This window comes from Streptococcus sp. KHUD_011, from assembly GCF_046352925.1.
GTDB lineage: Bacteria > Bacillota > Bacilli > Lactobacillales > Streptococcaceae > Streptococcus.
On record NZ_CP157578.1, the window covers coordinates 1,494,712 to 1,511,256 of the forward strand.

A 16,545-nucleotide genomic window follows, 5' to 3' on the forward strand; every position below is an offset into this window, starting at 1 on the left:
AAAAGTAGTATAATTATTGCATGCGCAATCATCTTGTGATACAGAGACTGTCCGTGAATGGACATTCTTCTATGCTATAACTCTAAAAAGAAAGGAGATACTATGACCTATTTGGAAAAATGGTTTGACTTCAATCGTCGTCAGAAAGAAATTGAAAGTCTCTTGGAAGAGACTATTGCCCAGCAGAGCGAGCAAAGTCTGACCTTGAAAGAGTTCTACCTGCTCTACTATCTGGACTTAGCTCAAGAAAAATTTCTCCGCCAGATTGACCTGCCAGATAAACTTCATCTGAGCCCGAGCGCTGTTTCTCGGATGGTAGCTCGCTTGGAAGCCAAAAATTGCGGTCTTCTTAGTCGCAGATGTTGTGATCAAGATAGGCGCTCTAGCTTTATCTGCCTGACAAGTGATGGGCAAAAGACACTGGCCTCTCTACAGAAAGCTGTCGAAGAAAGCTTGGAAACTGGTCTGGATTTCTTGGTTTAAGATGATTTTAGAAAAAAGTTGCGTGCGCAATCATTTTTCTTGACATTCTCTTTTACAAGGAGTAAAATAAAATCATCATTAAACAAAGGAGTTTTAAACATGATTGAAATTACCTATCTAGATGCCAGCAAGAACGAAAGAACTGTAACTTTCGAATCTTATGAAGACTTTGATCGTTCACAACAAGCTTGCCTTATCGGCGTCGCAGACTACTACCCTGTCCAAAAATTGACTTATAACGGTCATGATTTGGACTACCATGGGACTTATGGAGATGTCTTCTTCTATCTCATGAAACAAGATTTAAGCCAATATAACTAAAAAGGAGAAATACAATGGCAAAAGCAATTACAGATGCAACATTCGAACAAGAAACAAAAGACGGTTTGGTCTTAGTAGACTTCTGGGCAACTTGGTGTGGTCCATGTCGTATGCAAGGTCCAATCTTGGATAAATTGTCTGAAGAACTTCCAGAAGATGTCTTGAAAATCGTTAAAATGGACGTTGATGAAAATCCAAACACAGCTCGTGCTTTTGGAATTATGTCTATCCCAACTCTTCTCTTCAAAAAAGACGGCCAAGTTGTCAAACAAGTTGCTGGTGTACACACAGCAGAACAAATCAAGGCCATCGTTGCTGAATTGAGCTAATCACACTAGAGACCAAGTACTTGCTTTGGTCTCTTTTTTCTTCCCTTTGCCATTTTTCAAAAAATATGCTAGACTATAAGTAGAATATTACGATGTTTGGGACATGCCATCGCTAAAAAAAACCTCTACTTGGTATTTTTTAGCTCCCTCATGGGAGCTTTTTGCGTGCTCTGAACATTTCCCATTTTGGAAGGAGTACTATGAAACGTCAATCTGCCTTGGTCGTCTTTAGTGGTGGTCAAGATTCTACAACCTGCCTCTTTTGGGCTAAAGAACACTATGAAACTGTTGAAGCCGTCACTTTTTCCTACGGCCAACGCCATCATCTCGAAATTCAAGTTGCTAGAGAAATTGCTAAGGAACAGGGAATTCGTCATCATATCCTAGATATGTCTCTGCTGGGACAAATCACTGAAAATGCCTTGACTTCTGATCTAGAGATTGAGCAAAAAGAGGGAGAGGTTCCCAATACCTTTGTTGACGGTCGAAACCACCTCTTTCTATCCTTTGCGGCAGTTCTTGCTAAGCAACGGGGCATTAAAGATATCGTGACAGGTGTCTGCGAGACAGACTTCTCAGGCTACCCCGATTGTCGAGATGTCTTTGTCAAATCCCTTAATGTTACCCTCAACCTTGCCATGGATTACGACTTCGTTATCCAAACACCTCTCATGTGGCTAGACAAGGCTGAAACTTGGGAATTGGCTGACCAACTCGGTTCCTTCGACTATGTTCGTGAAAAGACCTTAACCTGCTACAACGGGATTATCGGAAGTGGCTGTGGAGATTGTCCAGCCTGCCACCTACGTCAACATGGTCTAGATGTTTATCTTTCACAGAAAGGAGAGGTCTAATGTTTTTTGCACCCAAAGAAATTAAACAGGAAACTGGCGAGTCTCTGATCTACAATCCTCACAGAACCTTGGTATCAAAAGAATTTACCTTTGACGCTGCCCACCACCTCTTTCACTATGAGGGAAAATGCAAATCCCTTCACGGCCACACCTATCATCTGCAGATTGCTGTCAGTGGATTTTTAGATGAACGTGGCATGACCTACGATTTCGGAGACATCAAAGCTATCTACAAGAACTACTTAGAACCCCACTTGGATCATCGCTATCTCAATGAAACTCTTCCCTATATGAACACGACTGCTGAAAATATGGTTTACTGGATTTTCCAAACCATGAATCAAGAGTTACCAGATGAACGAGGTCTTCGTTTAGAATACGTTCGCCTCTATGAAACTCCTACTGCCTTTGCAGAGTTTAGACGGGAGTGGTTAGATGACTAGGGAACGTGTCCTCAAACTACCAGTTTTGGAAATTTTTGGTCCTACCTTTCAAGGTGAAGGCCGTGCTATTGGGCAGAAAACCATGTTTGTCCGCACTGCTGGTTGCGACTACCACTGCGACTGGTGCGACTCTGCCTTTACTTGGGATGGTTCTGAAAAGCCAACTCGTATGACTGCTGACGAGGTCATTGCTGCCTTAGATAAACTAGGAAGCTACGACTACGTCACCCTATCTGGGGGAAATCCTGCTATCCTAGCAGTCAACATGGCCGAATTGGTCACTAAACTCAAGGAACGTGGTGTCACTCTGGCTGTTGAAACTCAAGGCTCTCGCTGGCAAAATTGGTTGAAAGACATTGACCAAGTCACCCTGAGTCCCAAACCTCCTTCATCCAAGATGGAAGTCAACTTTGAAACCCTTGACTTTATCGTTTCCCAACTGGATTCAGATAAAGTTACCTTTAAAATCCCTGTCTTTGATGATGCCGATTTGGCCTTTGCCAAAGGGATTCAAGAACGCTACCAACCAGATGTCCTCTTCTTATCGGCTGGAAATCCTGAGCCCAAGGCCACAGGCAATATTATCCAAGATCAACTGGACCGTCTCAAAGAACTCTGGGAACGCGTCGCTACTGACGATAGCTGGGGCAATGTCCGCGTCCTTCCTCAACTCCATACCCTCCTCTACGATAATCAACGTGGTGTTTAAAATTAGAAAGAAAAAATCATGTCACAACAAGAAGAAATGAAAAACCTAAGCCTACTGGGCAACAAAGAAACCAACTACATTTTCGAATATCAACCAGAAGTCCTCGAATCCTTTGACAATCGTCATGTGGAAAATGACTATTTCATCAAATTCAACTGCCCTGAATTCACCTCACTTTGTCCGATCACTGCTCAGCCAGACTTTGCGACGATTTATATTTCCTACATTCCTGACAAGCTCTGTGTCGAGTCAAAATCTCTCAAACTTTATCTCTTTAGCTACCGAAACCACGGCGATTTCCACGAAAACTGTATCAACACCATCGGGAAAGACTTAGTCAACTTGCTAGACCCTCGCTATTTAGAAGTCTGGGGAAAATTCACTCCTCGCGGTGGCATTTCAATCGACCCCTACTACAACTACGGTAAGCCTGGAACCAAGTATGAAGGCTTGGCAGAACAACGCCTCTTCCAACACGACCTCTATCCAGAGAAAATTGACAATCGCTAAACTCATACTCAATGAAAATCAAAAAGCAAACTAGGAAGCTAGCTGCAAGCTGCTCAAAGCACTGCTTTGAGGTTGTAGATAAGACCGACGAAGTCAGCTCAAAATACTATTTTGAGGTTTCAGATGGAAACTGACGTGGTTTGAAGAGATTTTCGAAGAGTATAATACGAAAAAAGCCCTGTTCCTCGAAATGAGGAGCAAGGCTTTTTGAGTTTCAATTATTCTTCTGTTCCAAGGAAGTTTTTTGCAACAAGGGCTGCAAGAACTCCACCAACGATTGGGGCAAGGATAAAAATCCAAACTTGTTGAAGAGCTGCGCCACCTACCAAGACAGCTGGTGCCAAGCTACGAGCTGGGTTTACTGACAGCCCAGTGATGTTCAATCCCACAAGAATCATTGCAATTAAGGACAAACCGATTACCAAACCAGCAATCGCGCCATTGCCCTTGCTTTCTGATGTCACGGTCATGATAACCAAGACAAACAAGAAGGTTGCGATGACTTCAAACAAGAAACCACCAAAGACAGTGACACCGTTTGCCAAGGCATTTTCACCAAGACTAGCAGTTGACATTCCTGAGTTAGACAAGAGGAAGAATACAGAAGCAGATGCTAAGAAGGCTCCAACTACTTGTCCAAGGATGTAGTTTACAAGCTCTGAAGATGACAAACGTTTGTTAACAAACATAGCAATAGAAACAGCTGGATTCAAATGAGCACCTGAAACAGTTCCGATTGAGTAGGCTGCAACTACGATTGCCAAACCAAAGGCAAAGGCAATCCCTAGGTGACCAAGGCCATCAAGACCATTTCCAAAAACAACAGCTCCTGTTCCGATGAACACAAGCATGAACGTACCGATTAACTCAGCAACAAATTTTTTCATTTTCTTTCTCCTTTTTTCAAAAACTAGATACTAGTCTATCAAAAGAGGGAAAGGGTTTCAAGAAAATTGTTTGGAAAAATACTGGTTTGCCTCACTATCTTTTAATTAAGGAATTAAACAGAAAATACATTTCCTCTATAGGACTTATCAGTTGCTTATCTCACTAGCATTTAGCAACTTGATATAATCTAGACCCCATTTCTCGACAGCATCTAAAACGACTCTGAATTCCTGCCCCATTTCAGTTAAGCTGTACTCAACTCGTGGTGGAACTTCGGCATAGACCTTTCGTTGAACAATCTTATCCTTTTCTAATTGACGGAGATGACGGGTCAAAATAGTTTGAGTAATCCCAGGCAATAATCTCTGCAATTCTTTAAATCGTTTGGTACCCGTACTCAACTGATAAATGATTACCAGTGCCCATTTCCCCGTTAAAACCCTCTGCGTTGTCGCAAATGGACAAATACCATACTCACTCACTTTATTTGTCATAAAATATCTTCTTTCTATTTTTTTAAAAAAAATTTATCTTTTAGTATCAATAATAGTACTACTTTTGATACTAGCTATCAAAAAAGTGTCTACTTGTTTTTTTGTTTGTAACTGTTACAATTATATCATAAAAAAGAAATGGAGAATAGATATGTCAACAAACTTAGAAATTTTCAATGCTTATAACCAAGCTTTAATTGCTGGTGACTTTCCTAGTGTCTTTGAAACGATGGCAGACGATATTGTCTGGCATCAACCTGGTAATCATAGTCTATCTGGTACAGTTGTTGGTAAGGACAAGCTAGGAACTCACCTGGCTACATTTGCTGAGAAAACTAATGGAACCTTTAAGGTGATAACAAATTGGGTTTCTGACAATAAGGATTTAATCGCAGCTAATGTTACTTTTCTTGGAACACGGGCTGATGGTACTGAACTCAATATGAACGGGATTGACCTCTTCCGTATTGAAGACGGAAAAATCAAAGAAGTTTGGCTCTTCTCTTCAGATCAAGCTGAAGAAGATAGCTTTTGGGGATAATTAAAGAGGCCAGGACAAAAAATTTTGATTTTAGGAATTCTTTATTATAAATTTTTAAAATCGATAGATTAGAAAAAAAGCGAACAAGACAGAATTCTGAGTATCAGATAACTCGTTTTGTTCGCTTTTTTTATTTAAGGTTAGACTTTTGTCCCAGACTCTTTTAATTTACTCTCCCAACTGGGCACTGTAGGCGATGATCTGATCAACTGTGTCAGACAAGAATTGGATGGTATCACGGAGTGGTTTATCTGTAGAGATATCTGCTCCGATAATCATAGCTGACTCAAGCGGTGTCTTGCTACCACCTGATTTGAGGAGTTTGAGCCAATCTTCAGCTCCAGTTTCTGAATGTTTCAGATGAAGGTAACCCGCAGTCGAGATGACTAGTCCTGCTGAGTAAGTGTAACTATACAAGCCCATGTAATAGTGAGCTTGGCGCATCCAAGTCAAAGCTGCATCATCATCAATCTCAATAGCATCTCCCCAGAAATCCGTCAAGACTTCCTTCATAATACCGTTGAGTTTGCTTGCTCCAAAGGTCTCCCCTTCTTCAATCAATGTATACACCTTACGCTGGAAGGCTGCTTCCAAAAGGTGAGTGATAAAGTTATGGAAGTAGGTATCTGTCAAGCGGTGGGCAAGGGCGAAGCGTTTTTGACGTGGGTCGTCAGACTGGTGTTCCAAATAATCACTTAACAGCAATTCATTGAAGGTTGACGGCGCTTCGACATAGTAGGTTGACATGTGGGCGTTGAAGTAGCTTTGGTGATTGTCTGAAAAGATGAATTGACCAGAATGCCCGATTTCATGAATCAAGGTATAGACATCGCTCAAACGGCCTGTCCAGCTCATGAGAACATAAGGGTGCACGCGATATGGATCCGCCGCATAACCGCCAGAATCCTTGCCACTATTGGCAGCAAAGTCCACCCAGCGCTCTTCTTGATAGCGAGCAACTTCCTGACAATATTCTTGCCCCAAAGGTTCTACCGACTTCATGACCAAGTCATAGGCATCTTCAATAGTCACTTGAGGATTGAGGGCGCTATCCAAGTCCAATTTCCAGTCAGCAAAGGTCATCTTTTCAAGACCATTGACCTTGGCAACATGCTTGAGGTATCTCTGAGCAACGGGCGCAAAATCCTTCATGATGAGGTCAATCTGACGATCAAACATAGTACGGTCTACTTCCTGCTCAGCTAGAAGATAATCAAAGACTGAGTTGTAGCCCTTCATATCTGCCAGTAGTTTTTCAGACTTGACTTGGGCTAGATAGGCTGCTGCAGCCGTATTTTGGTGCTTACGAAGTCCTTCTGAGAAGGAACGGAAAGATTTCTCACGAACCTCAGCATCCTCGTGATTTTGGTAGAAATTCTCATAGGTGACAAAGCTGTTTTTGTAGGTCTTACCATTGGCTTCAAAGTCAGCCATTTCAAAATCCCCAGCTCGCATCTTAGTATAAATGTCCTGTGGACTGTAGAAAACTTCACCGAGATTGGTCAAGGCTTTTTCCACATCAGCCCCTAGATAGTGGGCTTTTTTGATTTTGGCCTGACGAATGGCAGCTGTTAAATGTGGCAACTCACCCAATCGGTCCAAAACTTCCTCATCAGCTTCCACCAAGGCATCGTCAAAGAAGGTCAAGGCTACACTGGCATCTGTTTCAAATTCCATCCCAGCTTGAGCAATGTTAGCAAATTCGTCATTGCTATAGTCCGTCGTCTGAGGCATAAAACCATAGTTACCAATATGGCTCATCTGAATGTAGATTTGTTCCAATTCCGCAAAGGCCTTTTCAAAATCCTCAAAAGTATGAAGATTGCTCTTGTAATCACGGCTAAACTGGTTGATGTCTTCACGAGTCTTCTCGATCGCACGCAAGAAATCCTCACGGTCTTGGTATAGGGCTGTTAAATCCCAAAGTTCCTTCTCTGGAAATTCTGAACGGTGTTTTTGTTCCATTTTCTTCCTCTTATTTCTCTAATTCTAATAAAACACTAAGGGCTGATAAGGCGTAAAGCGGTGCTGTTTCTGCTCGCAAAATGCGAGGGCCAAGTCCTGCCAAGACGGCTCCCTTAGCTTCAAAACTTTCAATTTCTGCAGGTGACAGGCCACCTTCTGGACCAAAGATAAAGAGCAGTTTTGCTCCTTTTTCAAGGCCAGAAACCGCTTGTAAAAGCGCAGCGACTTCTCCTTCTTTTGCTGATTCTTCATAGGCTACTATGATAGAGTCAAACTGGTCAAACTGAGCTAGAAAATCTGCTTTCTTCTCAAAAAGCTTGATACTTGGGATAACATTACGCTTACTTTGCTCTGCTGCTCCAAGAGCGATTTTTTCTAATTTCTCAGCCTTTTTGCCCAATTTCTTGCCGTCCCACTTGGCAACTGACCAGTCGGCAGGGAAGGCCCAGATTTGACTGGCACCGAGTTCGGTTACTTTTTGAGCGATAAACTCCAGCTTGTCCCCCTTGGGAAATCCAGATGCGATGGTCACTTGGACGGACAGTTCCACATTGTCAGCTAACTCTTCAACCAACTCAAACTGACGAGCTTCCACATTCAGCACACGTGCCAAACGTTTAATGCCATCATCAAAGACCAAAGTAACCTCATCATCTTCTTTCAAGCGCATAACCTGAAACATATGCTTGCTGGTTTCCTTGTCCTCAATGGTGACAGGAGAAATAGCACTGCCTTTGACAAAATACTGTTGCATGCTAGCCTCCAATCACACCAGAGATATCCTTGGTTTTCTTAAAGACGCAGGCATTCCATTCCCCTTGAACCATGTGAGTTTCAAGGAAAAATCCAGCTGACTCAGCCGACTCGCGCACCATGTCCCACTTGTCCTTGATAATCCCACTCATGATGAGGTAGCCTTCATCCTTGACCAAGCGATAAGCATCATCCGTCAGATGAACGAGGATATCCGCCAAGATATTAGCTACAATCACATCTGCCTCAATCTCAACTCCCTTAAGCAAGTCTCCAGCAGCAACATGGATATTTTCCATGCCAGGGTTGAGTTCAATATTTTCCTGAGCCACACGAACTGCCACATCATCTAGGTCGTAGGCAAAGATTTCCTTAGCACCTAGAAGCGAGCTGGCAATGGAAAGGACACCTGAACCAGTCCCCACATCCAGCACCGTTTCGCCACCACGAAGGACCTGCTCCAAAGCAAAAAGGCTCATCTTGGTCGTCGGATGGGTTCCAGTCCCAAAAGCCATGCCAGGATCCAGCTTGATAATCTTTTCTCCCGCAGTCGCCTCATAGTCCGTCCACGACGGCACGATGGTCAAATCATGAGTGATACGAGCTGGTTCATAGTATTTCTTCCAGTTGTCTGCCCAGTCTTCCTCAGCCAAGGCAGTCGTCCCCATCTTGACCTCTCCCAAATCCATAAAATCTGTCAATTCTGCTAAGCGAGCCTGCAAATCTGCCTCAACCACTGCCACATCAACCGTTTCAGGGTAGTAGGCTGTCACTACGATTTCTTCTTGCTGCTCTACCTCTGGGAAAATCTCACCAAAACGATCCACATTCCCCACATAGTCCATACTATCTTCAATCGCAACACCTTGCGCTCCTAGCTCGATCAGGAGGTTAGAGACTAGCTCTTCTCCCTCACGCTTAACTGTAACTTTTAACTCTTGCCATGTTTCCATATTTAAGATACCAAGCCCGTAAAACACAAAGCCAAAATAGAAACTTCTCTGAAGACGCTTGTGTCTAAGAGAAGTTTATCTTTTTGGCACCGTGTTTAGGGCGGGTTCAGTTTAGAAATGTAACTGAACCATCCTTTCTAATCACTTACTTTTAAATAATCTTTTAATCTCTCTTGCAACTGAGGTACAACTTGACTGGAACTAAGAAACTCCTCAACATTCATTAACTGATAACCCTGTCCCTCATCTCCAAATACGATGCTGTCAAACTGGTTCTGTGTTAACTGACCGACTAGAAATACAGATTGTTTATCCGCAAAAAGCATACTTGGATAAACCTTACTCCAAAGCAGACAATCCTCAGTCAAATGAATTTCCAGTTCTTCATAAACCTCACGCGCCACGCACTCAAAAGGACTTTCATCACCTTCACGTCCACCGCCTGGAAGTTCCCACATATTGGGCCAGGGAATGCTTGCCTTATCATCGCGTAAGATAGTCAAGAGCTTATCCCCACAAAACAAAGCAATCTTACAGCCTGTGAAATCAGAAATCTCTATTTCCATGTCAAACTCCTAGTATCTCGGATAAGGATAAAACTCTCCCTCTTCCAAGCCTACTTTTCCTTCTTCAAAGACTTCTTGGTTCCATTCCATGACAAATTCTTCTGCTTCTGGGTCTTCCAAAAAGTCCATGAGGGCATCTAGTCCAACCTCGGCAGTATCTTTAAGGAATAGCGCAAAATAAGCTAAAAATTCGCGAGAAAATCCTTTTTTAGGCAAGTAAGGGATGACAGTCAAATAGTCTTCCTCATTGACTGTTGATTTGGCTGGATTGTAAAAAAGCACTGCTTCTTCAAAGAGAATGTCATCTGATGAAACCTCTCCATCTTCACCCACCATCTCCACACCTGCAGCATTTTGCGCTTCCAACAGAAAACTCACTTCAACCGCGTGGTTGCGCTTGTCCCAACTAATCTCAAAGTCAAAGGGAAAATTCTTCTCCAACTCTTCCTCTAAAACATCTAAAAATCCATATGTTGCCATTTTGTCCTCTTTCTATGCGACTCTTTAATCGCCCCGATTACTCGGAAATGTGCTAAAATAGATACTACCATCTTACCACAAAATTATTTTATGTCCTAATTATACCATATTACCTCATTTAAACCCTTGGTATTAGTGATTTTCTTAAACGGTTGATTTCCTTATTTTTTCCAAAAAGTCAACATAAAAAGCCCTCGAAAGGGCTAGCAAATCTATAGGATCAATAGACAAGTAACTAGCACAATTAGATGTGCTTTTTTTTATTGACCATTCCCACGATGTCACACTTAATCTTATGCTTGAATTTTCTTATCTGCAATAGCATCTGTCAAAGTCTGAGAAAAGTTAAGTCCCATTTCTCGTCCCAACTTATCCGCCCATCTTGGTATGGTCAAGGTCTTTTTAATTGGTTCCTGACTTCCTAGGTATTCTGATACATCAACAGATACCATAGAAATAAAAGATTTCTCAAGGTCATAGGTTGACACGAAATCTTCATCATCTTTAAAAGGATCATTATCAATTAAAGACAAGCTATTGATATCTGATGGCTGGGGCAAATCTCCATCACTCTCTATTAAATCTGCGACAGTTATGCCTAACCACTCCGAACCCATAGCCAAAGCCTCAGAAATCCCCGCACCTTGTGTAGCTGAATATTCAAAATCTGGGAAATGAACAAAATAAGTCGCTTCTGCTCCATCTGTATCGTCATAATAAAATAAAGCTGGATACGTAACTAACATCTCACTACCTCCATATCAAAAAGCAGGGGCTGAATTTTACAACCCAGCTTGCTTTCTTATCCCTCTTTCAGTGTACTTATTCAGCTCGCCGTGAGGGATTGTGATAGGCCTTTCCCCTTGCTTCTCCATTTTAATATGGGAGCCTTTACCGCCTTTGGTCTTTATCCAACCATGGGCCGTAAGGAGTTTGACCATCTCTTTTTGTGTCATAGGCATAGCGCTTTTACCTCCTGACAACACCATTATAACACGTGCTACACGTATTGTAAAGGAGTTATACTTATTATTCTCTTATACATAAAAGCCCCTAGATGTGGTTCTAAGGGAAGCCTTATATAAACGGATAGGCAGAACTATCAGAGTTCCTGCTTTTCTCGACCCACTAGAAATGGCACGAATCAATCTCAACATTACTTCTCCTCTCTTCATTAAAAAATGATTATCACCCAAAATTATATTGCGATTTTTATAAAAGACTAGCAAAAACTACTAAATCAATACATTCAGCAGACGAGAAACTTGCATTGTCAGATAAACTGTTTTATCATTTACCATACTTTATTCATTAGTAATATCACTTGATTTGAAGTATAATATTGGAAAGGAAATCAGTAATGAATTTAGAACAATATTTAGGAAAAGAAATTAGGGTTGTTTTTGTTGATGGTCAAATTTTAGAGGGTTATTGTAATAGCTTTACAGGGAAACTTGATACGGAAGATGAACTCTATGATGAAATTACAATAAGAACAGATAAATATCCATATGTTGGATTTAATGAATCTGAAATCGCATCCATAGAATTAACTCAAAACGGTATTATAAAATAACAGGAGTTGTTTATTATGAATAAAACTAAAAAAGAGAATTTAATTTTCATTGATGGTTGGGAGCATGTGCATTGCCCTGTATGTGGAACTTTAGTAGAAACTTATGATATTTGCGATGTTTGTCATTGGCAAAATACGGGAGCATTTAATATCGATGGCGGTCCTAATAAAATGACGCTTGCTGAAGCGAAAATGGCTTATAAAAGGAAAAACGACATAAATGAATCACAAAAGACTTGGGTAATTAATGGGGAGACCTGGCTACATTGTCCTGTTTGTGGGAATGACGTAATAGACTATGATATCTGTGACGTTTGTCGTTGGCAAAATACAGGTATTATAAATATAGACGGTGGTCCGAATAAGATGACTCTAGCTGAAGCCAAAGAAGCTTACGCAAAAGGGATTCCAATAATATAAAATATATAGCTACTATTTTACTTTTCAACCATGTTTATAATTTCTTTTAAGCTTGGTTTGGTTTTTCTAATTCTATCCCATGACCTCATTTTTAAAAAAATCCCTAAATAGATGCCATTTATCTTTGGTAATTCGTTAGAAAGATTGTATTTCTCTCTAATCTCATCTTTATGACTTTCTACAAATTTGCTACGAGGTAAGCAATAAAAAATACCTTCCCCAAAATAACTTAAATCTTCATCAGATAGTTCAATAAGCTCTTCAGGTTTTACAAAAATCGCTCTATTAACTCTATCTTTGCCACTGGCAAAGGCTTTCTCCACAAATCTTTTATCTAGTCCCATCTTTATTTAACTCTCTCAAATTGTTTTAGTTCCAGAACAGTCAGTTCTTTAAATTCTTTTCCTGTTTCGTTTAAATATTTGTTAATTTTTCCAAGATTGTATTTCATAGGTGCTGGTTTCACTCCATTTGGTAAACCAACTAGTCCGTCAAGTTCCATAAATGACTTATTTTCAAGTAGCTTTGAATTTGAAGTATTCATCTAGTTCCATTTTCTCCTTTTCAAATATTGCTATCTAAATTTATATCTACTATGTACTTTATCAAGAAAACTTCCTAACTTGGTAATTCCATTATTTCCATTCCTTATCACCTCTATTTTCATTATAGTTCATACAATGACATTTAGCAATATTATTTCTCAAGTCAGCAATTCCACTTCTTTAGACTCAACTATCATATTTTGAGCTTTAAGGAAGATCCATTCTTTCATGCTGATACCTCTCCTTATCAAATTAAATAGTCAGAAAAATTCTATCTCACACCCTGAATATTACAAAACCATTGAAATATCACAACTAATAGGCTAGAATGGACATAGTAAGATATATTAGATGAGTTATTCTACTCAAAAAATATGAAACTAAAATCCACGTTAGAAAGGACTGCTATGCCAGACAATCTCGCGCTTCGCATGCGCCCTAAAACCATCGATCAGGTCATCGGTCAGGAACATCTGGTCGGACAAGGAAAAATCATCCGCCGCATGGTGGAAGCCAACCGCCTGTCTTCCATGATTCTCTATGGACCTCCGGGAATCGGCAAGACCAGTATTGCCTCTGCCATCGCTGGGACTACTAAATATGCCTTTCGAACTTTCAATGCGACAGTTGATAGTAAAAAACGACTGCAAGAAATTGCGGAAGAGGCTAAATTCTCTGGTGGTCTCGTCCTATTACTAGACGAGATTCACAGACTAGATAAAACCAAGCAAGACTTCCTCTTGCCTCTCTTGGAAAGTGGTCTGGTCATCATGATTGGGGCTACGACTGAAAATCCTTTCTTTTCTGTCACTCCTGCCATTCGTAGCCGTGTTCAAATTTTTGAGTTGGAACCTCTGTCTAACCAAGACGTCAAAGAGGCTCTTCAGATAGCTCTAAGTAACTCTGAACGTGGTTTTGATTTTCCAGTAGAACTAGATGAGGATGCGCTGGATTTCATTGCTACCTCTACAAACGGAGACCTGCGCTCTGCCTTTAACTCACTGGATTTGGCAGTTCTCTCTACCCCTGAGAATGATAAAGGCATCCGCCATATCACCCTAGACATCATGGAAAATAGTCTGCAGCGGAGCTACATCACTATGGATAAGGATGGAGATGGCCACTATGATGTTCTCTCAGCCCTGCAAAAGTCTATCCGTGGCTCAGATGTTGATGCCAGTCTTCACTATGCTGCCCGCTTGATTGAGGCTGGTGATTTGCCAAGTCTCGCTCGTCGTTTGACTGTTATCGCTTATGAAGATATCGGTTTGGCCAATCCTGAAGCCCAGATTCACACCGTGACTGCTCTTGATGCTGCCCAGAAGATTGGGTTCCCAGAAGCCCGCATTCTCATTGCCAATGTCGTGATTGATTTGGCCCTTTCTCCAAAATCCAACTCAGCTTATGTGGCTATGGATAAGGCACTTGCTGACCTCAAAACATCAGGGCACTTGCCTATTCCGCGACACCTGCGTGATGGGCACTACAGTGGAAGCAAGGAACTGGGGAATGCCCAAGACTATCTCTATCCACACAACTACCCTGGAAATTGGGTCAAGCAAGACTATCTACCAGAAAAAATTCGTAATCATCACTATTTCCAAGCAGAAGATACTGGTAAATATGAACGGGCTTTGGCTCAAAGAAAGGAAGCTATCGACCGTTTGCGAAAAATCTGAAATCCTTTTCAAAAAATTGCACTTTCCTCTTGATTTTTTTTGAAAAAGTGGTATTATATAAACATAGAAACGCTGTGGTGTACGACTTCACACTTAAGTGTTGACCGACTATTTTTTGTATTATTAGGGAAACAAAAGTCTTCTAACAGCATGTAGGCCGTCTCACACGGAAACAGCTTCAGTTAGAGCGAGTTGCCCACCTGCTTAATTGCGCGGGTTCAATACAAACCGTGAAGTTTCGGCACCAATACAGCTTTTTTCTTTGCCTCCTTAGCTCAGCTGGCAGAGCAGCGGACTCTTAATCCGTGGGTCACAGGTTCGATCCCTGTAGGGGGCATCTAAATACAACAGGAAAAAGCCTTGTAAATCAAGGCTTTTTTTGCTTGTCTATAACTGATTTACCCCATCATTTGTCCCACATTTTAAATCTATCTTTTCTTTTTGAATCAAATTACATCTTTACAAATAGTGTAAAGCCAGTTACTTTTGCTTTGATTCCATACAATATTTTCATGTAGAGAAGACAAATTTTATCTTCTCTTTTTATTTTCAAAATAATAAAAACTGATTTTCTTTTCATAAATCAGACTGAAACTTCCAAATTTTCCATTTTGTTTATTGACATTTCCTCTAAAAAGGTGTATAATATTTTTATGGCTCTTTGTCAACTGTAGTGGGTTGAATAAAAGCTAAGATCTAGAAAGGACGAAATTTGTCCTTTCTTTTTTGATATTGAGAGCGATAAAAATTCGTTTTTTGAAGTTTTCAAAGTTCCGAAATCCAAAGGCATTTCGTTTGATAAGTTTGATGAGATTATTGGTCGCTTCCAATTTTGCGTTGGAATAGGGTAACTGAAGGGCATTGACGATTTTCTCTTTGTCCTTTAGAAAGGTCTTAAAGATAGTCTGAAAAAGAGGATGAACCAGCTTAATATTGTCCTCAATGAGTCCGAAAAATTTATCTGCCTCCTTGTTCTGAAAGTGAAAGAGTAAGAGCTGATAGACATTGTAGTGGTGTTTCAAGTCTTCTGAATAGCTCAAAAGCTTGTCTAAAATCTCTTTATTGGTTAAGTGCATGCGAAAAGTAGGGCGATAAAATCGCTTATCACTCAGTTTACGGCTATCTTGTTGGATGAGTTTCCAGTAGCGCTTGGTAGCCTTGTATTCATGAGATTTTCGATGAAACTGATTCATGATTTGGACACGCATACGACTCATAGCACGGCTGAGATGTTGGACAATATGGAAACGATCCAACACGATTTTAGCGTTTGGAAAAAGCTGTTTAGCCAAGTCATAGTAAGGGCTAAACATATCCATCGTAATGATTTTCACCTGACAACGAACAGCTCGCTCGTAGCGCAGAAAGTGATTTCGGATGATAGCCTGTGTTCTGCCTTCAAGAACAGTGATGATGTTGAGATTATCAAAATCTTGTGCAATGAAACTCATCTTTCCCTTAGTAAAGGCATACTCGTCCCAGGACATAATCTCAGGAAGACGAGAAAAATCATGCTTAAAGTGGAAATCATTGAGCTTTCGAATGACAGTTGAAGTTGAAATGGAAAGCTGATGGGCAATATCGGTCATAGAAGTCTTTTCAATCAGCTTTTGCGCAATCTTTTGGTTGATAATACGAGGAATCTGATGATTCTTCTTGACGAGCGAGGTCTCGGCGACCATCACCTTCGAGCAATGATAGCACTTGAAACGACGCTTTTTCAGAAGAATTCTAGTAGGCCTACCAGTCGTTTTGAGGTAAGGAATCTTAGACGGTTTTTGAAAGTCATATTTTTTCATTTGACTTCCGCAATAAGGACAAGATGGAGCATCGTAGTCCAGTCTAGCGATGATTTCTTTGTGTGTATCCCTATTGATGATATCTATAAATTGGATATTAGGGTCTTTGATATCGAGTAGTTTTGTGATAAAATGTAATTGTTCCATATGAATCTTTCTAATGAGTTGTTTTGTCGCTTTTCATTATAGATCTTATGGGACTTTTTTTCTACAACAAAATAGGCTCCATAATATCCA

At 40.8% G+C, this 16,545-nt stretch carries 23 protein-coding genes, 1 tRNA gene and 1 pseudogene; 13 read left to right on the plus strand and 12 right to left on the minus strand.

Annotated features, from left to right (window positions below):
• Positions 1-102: 102 nt before the first annotated feature.
• From ABKJ27_RS07035 to queF, 7 genes are all read left to right on the plus strand, one after another.
• Positions 103-483 (plus strand): MarR family winged helix-turn-helix transcriptional regulator, encoded by a 381-nt coding sequence (locus ABKJ27_RS07035; protein WP_410011590.1) that lies wholly within the window; start codon positions 103-105, stop codon positions 481-483.
• 99 nt (positions 484-582) lie between these two features.
• Positions 583-804: a DUF4649 family protein gene (locus ABKJ27_RS07040; protein WP_000570256.1), complete on the plus strand. Its 222-nt coding sequence runs from the start codon at positions 583-585 to the stop codon at positions 802-804.
• 14 nt (positions 805-818) lie between these two features.
• Positions 819-1,133 carry a thioredoxin gene (gene trxA, locus ABKJ27_RS07045; protein ID WP_261096362.1) on the plus strand — a complete coding sequence of 105 codons (315 nt, stop codon included), beginning with the start codon at positions 819-821 and terminating at the stop codon, positions 1,131-1,133.
• Between the two features lie 200 nt (positions 1,134-1,333).
• A complete protein-coding gene (gene queC, locus ABKJ27_RS07050) occupies positions 1,334-1,987 on the plus strand; it encodes a 7-cyano-7-deazaguanine synthase QueC (protein ID WP_410011591.1) in 654 nt (217 codons plus the stop codon).
• Positions 1,987-2,430: a 6-carboxytetrahydropterin synthase QueD gene (queD, locus tag ABKJ27_RS07055; RefSeq protein ID WP_000464564.1), complete on the plus strand. Its 444-nt coding sequence runs from the start codon at positions 1,987-1,989 to the stop codon at positions 2,428-2,430. Before queC ends, queD begins: the two co-directional genes overlap by 1 nt.
• Positions 2,423-3,139: a 7-carboxy-7-deazaguanine synthase QueE gene (gene queE / locus ABKJ27_RS07060; RefSeq protein WP_410011592.1), complete on the plus strand. Its 717-nt coding sequence runs from the start codon at positions 2,423-2,425 to the stop codon at positions 3,137-3,139. Before queD ends, queE begins: the two co-directional genes overlap by 8 nt.
• Before the next feature lie 18 nt (positions 3,140-3,157).
• Positions 3,158-3,649 (plus strand): preQ(1) synthase, encoded by a 492-nt coding sequence (gene queF / locus ABKJ27_RS07065; RefSeq protein WP_000082587.1) that lies wholly within the window; start codon positions 3,158-3,160, stop codon positions 3,647-3,649.
• 218 nt (positions 3,650-3,867) lie between these two features.
• On the opposite strand, the gene ABKJ27_RS07070 is transcribed toward queF, so the two are convergent.
• Positions 3,868-4,536: an MIP/aquaporin family protein gene (locus ABKJ27_RS07070; protein ID WP_410011593.1), complete on the minus strand. Its 669-nt coding sequence runs from the start codon at positions 4,534-4,536 to the stop codon at positions 3,868-3,870.
• A gap of 147 nt (positions 4,537-4,683) precedes the next feature.
• Positions 4,684-5,031: a winged helix-turn-helix transcriptional regulator gene (locus ABKJ27_RS07075; protein ID WP_042900485.1), complete on the minus strand. Its 348-nt coding sequence runs from the start codon at positions 5,029-5,031 to the stop codon at positions 4,684-4,686.
• A gap of 151 nt (positions 5,032-5,182) precedes the next feature.
• Between ABKJ27_RS07075 and ABKJ27_RS07080 the strand changes: the two genes are divergently transcribed.
• Positions 5,183-5,572, plus strand: a complete 390-nt coding sequence (locus tag ABKJ27_RS07080) for a nuclear transport factor 2 family protein (RefSeq protein WP_271631005.1) — start codon at positions 5,183-5,185, stop codon at positions 5,570-5,572.
• A gap of 168 nt (positions 5,573-5,740) precedes the next feature.
• On the opposite strand, the gene pepF is transcribed toward ABKJ27_RS07080, so the two are convergent.
• From pepF to ABKJ27_RS07115, 7 genes are all read right to left on the minus strand, one after another.
• On the minus strand, positions 5,741-7,537 hold the full coding sequence (gene pepF, locus ABKJ27_RS07085) for an oligoendopeptidase F (protein ID WP_386679423.1): 1,797 nt from the start codon (positions 7,535-7,537) through the stop codon (positions 5,741-5,743).
• A gap of 10 nt (positions 7,538-7,547) precedes the next feature.
• Positions 7,548-8,291: a 16S rRNA (uracil(1498)-N(3))-methyltransferase gene (locus tag ABKJ27_RS07090; RefSeq protein ID WP_386679422.1), complete on the minus strand. Its 744-nt coding sequence runs from the start codon at positions 8,289-8,291 to the stop codon at positions 7,548-7,550.
• A 1-nt stretch (position 8,292) separates the two neighbouring features.
• Entirely contained in the window at positions 8,293-9,243 is a 951-nt protein-coding gene (gene prmA, locus ABKJ27_RS07095; protein ID WP_386679420.1) for a 50S ribosomal protein L11 methyltransferase, read from the minus strand.
• 137 nt (positions 9,244-9,380) lie between these two features.
• Complete coding sequence (locus tag ABKJ27_RS07100) at positions 9,381-9,809, minus strand: NUDIX hydrolase (protein ID WP_061087674.1); 429 nt, start codon at positions 9,807-9,809, stop codon at positions 9,381-9,383.
• Positions 9,810-9,818: 9 nt separating this feature from the next.
• Positions 9,819-10,289, minus strand: coding sequence for a DUF3013 family protein (locus ABKJ27_RS07105; RefSeq protein ID WP_045605868.1), 471 nt, complete (start codon positions 10,287-10,289; stop codon positions 9,819-9,821).
• 293 nt (positions 10,290-10,582) lie between these two features.
• Positions 10,583-11,035 carry a type II toxin-antitoxin system HicB family antitoxin gene (locus ABKJ27_RS07110; RefSeq protein ID WP_314500209.1) on the minus strand — a complete coding sequence of 151 codons (453 nt, stop codon included), beginning with the start codon at positions 11,033-11,035 and terminating at the stop codon, positions 10,583-10,585.
• A gap of 36 nt (positions 11,036-11,071) precedes the next feature.
• The gene (locus tag ABKJ27_RS07115; protein ID WP_001132279.1) at positions 11,072-11,251 is read right to left on the minus strand and encodes a type II toxin-antitoxin system HicA family toxin; all 180 of its coding nucleotides are present in this window, start codon (positions 11,249-11,251) and stop codon (positions 11,072-11,074) included.
• A gap of 398 nt (positions 11,252-11,649) precedes the next feature.
• Between ABKJ27_RS07115 and ABKJ27_RS07120 the strand changes: the two genes are divergently transcribed.
• From ABKJ27_RS07120 to ABKJ27_RS07130, 3 genes and pseudogenes are all read left to right on the plus strand, one after another.
• Positions 11,650-11,865 (plus strand): hypothetical protein, encoded by a 216-nt coding sequence (locus ABKJ27_RS07120; protein ID WP_314500208.1) that lies wholly within the window; start codon positions 11,650-11,652, stop codon positions 11,863-11,865.
• Positions 11,866-11,880: 15 nt separating this feature from the next.
• Positions 11,881-12,072, plus strand: a pseudogene (locus tag ABKJ27_RS07125) (CPCC family cysteine-rich protein); the annotation flags it as partial.
• Positions 12,058-12,285, plus strand: coding sequence for a CPCC family cysteine-rich protein (locus ABKJ27_RS07130; RefSeq protein WP_410012144.1), 228 nt, complete (start codon positions 12,058-12,060; stop codon positions 12,283-12,285). The pseudogene ABKJ27_RS07125 and the gene ABKJ27_RS07130, both read left to right, overlap by 15 nt.
• Positions 12,286-12,302: 17 nt before the next feature.
• Here ABKJ27_RS07130 and ABKJ27_RS07135 read toward each other — a convergent pair whose 3' ends face one another.
• Both ABKJ27_RS07135 and ABKJ27_RS07140 read right to left on the minus strand, forming a co-directional pair.
• Entirely contained in the window at positions 12,303-12,629 is a 327-nt protein-coding gene (locus ABKJ27_RS07135; RefSeq protein ID WP_084888805.1) for a hypothetical protein, read from the minus strand.
• A gap of 2 nt (positions 12,630-12,631) precedes the next feature.
• Positions 12,632-12,829, minus strand: a complete 198-nt coding sequence (locus ABKJ27_RS07140) for a hypothetical protein (RefSeq protein WP_001098072.1) — start codon at positions 12,827-12,829, stop codon at positions 12,632-12,634.
• Positions 12,830-13,237: 408 nt separating this feature from the next.
• On the opposite strand from ABKJ27_RS07140, the gene ABKJ27_RS07145 reads away from it, so the two are divergent.
• Complete coding sequence (locus tag ABKJ27_RS07145; protein ID WP_153226326.1) at positions 13,238-14,509, plus strand: replication-associated recombination protein A; 1,272 nt, start codon at positions 13,238-13,240, stop codon at positions 14,507-14,509.
• Positions 14,510-14,773: 264 nt separating this feature from the next.
• Positions 14,774-14,846, plus strand: a tRNA-Lys gene (locus tag ABKJ27_RS07150).
• 352 nt (positions 14,847-15,198) lie between these two features.
• Here ABKJ27_RS07150 and ABKJ27_RS07155 read toward each other — a convergent pair.
• The gene (locus ABKJ27_RS07155) at positions 15,199-16,455 is read right to left on the minus strand and encodes an ISL3 family transposase (RefSeq protein WP_153226325.1); all 1,257 of its coding nucleotides are present in this window, start codon (positions 16,453-16,455) and stop codon (positions 15,199-15,201) included.
• Positions 16,456-16,545 lie beyond the last annotated feature (90 nt).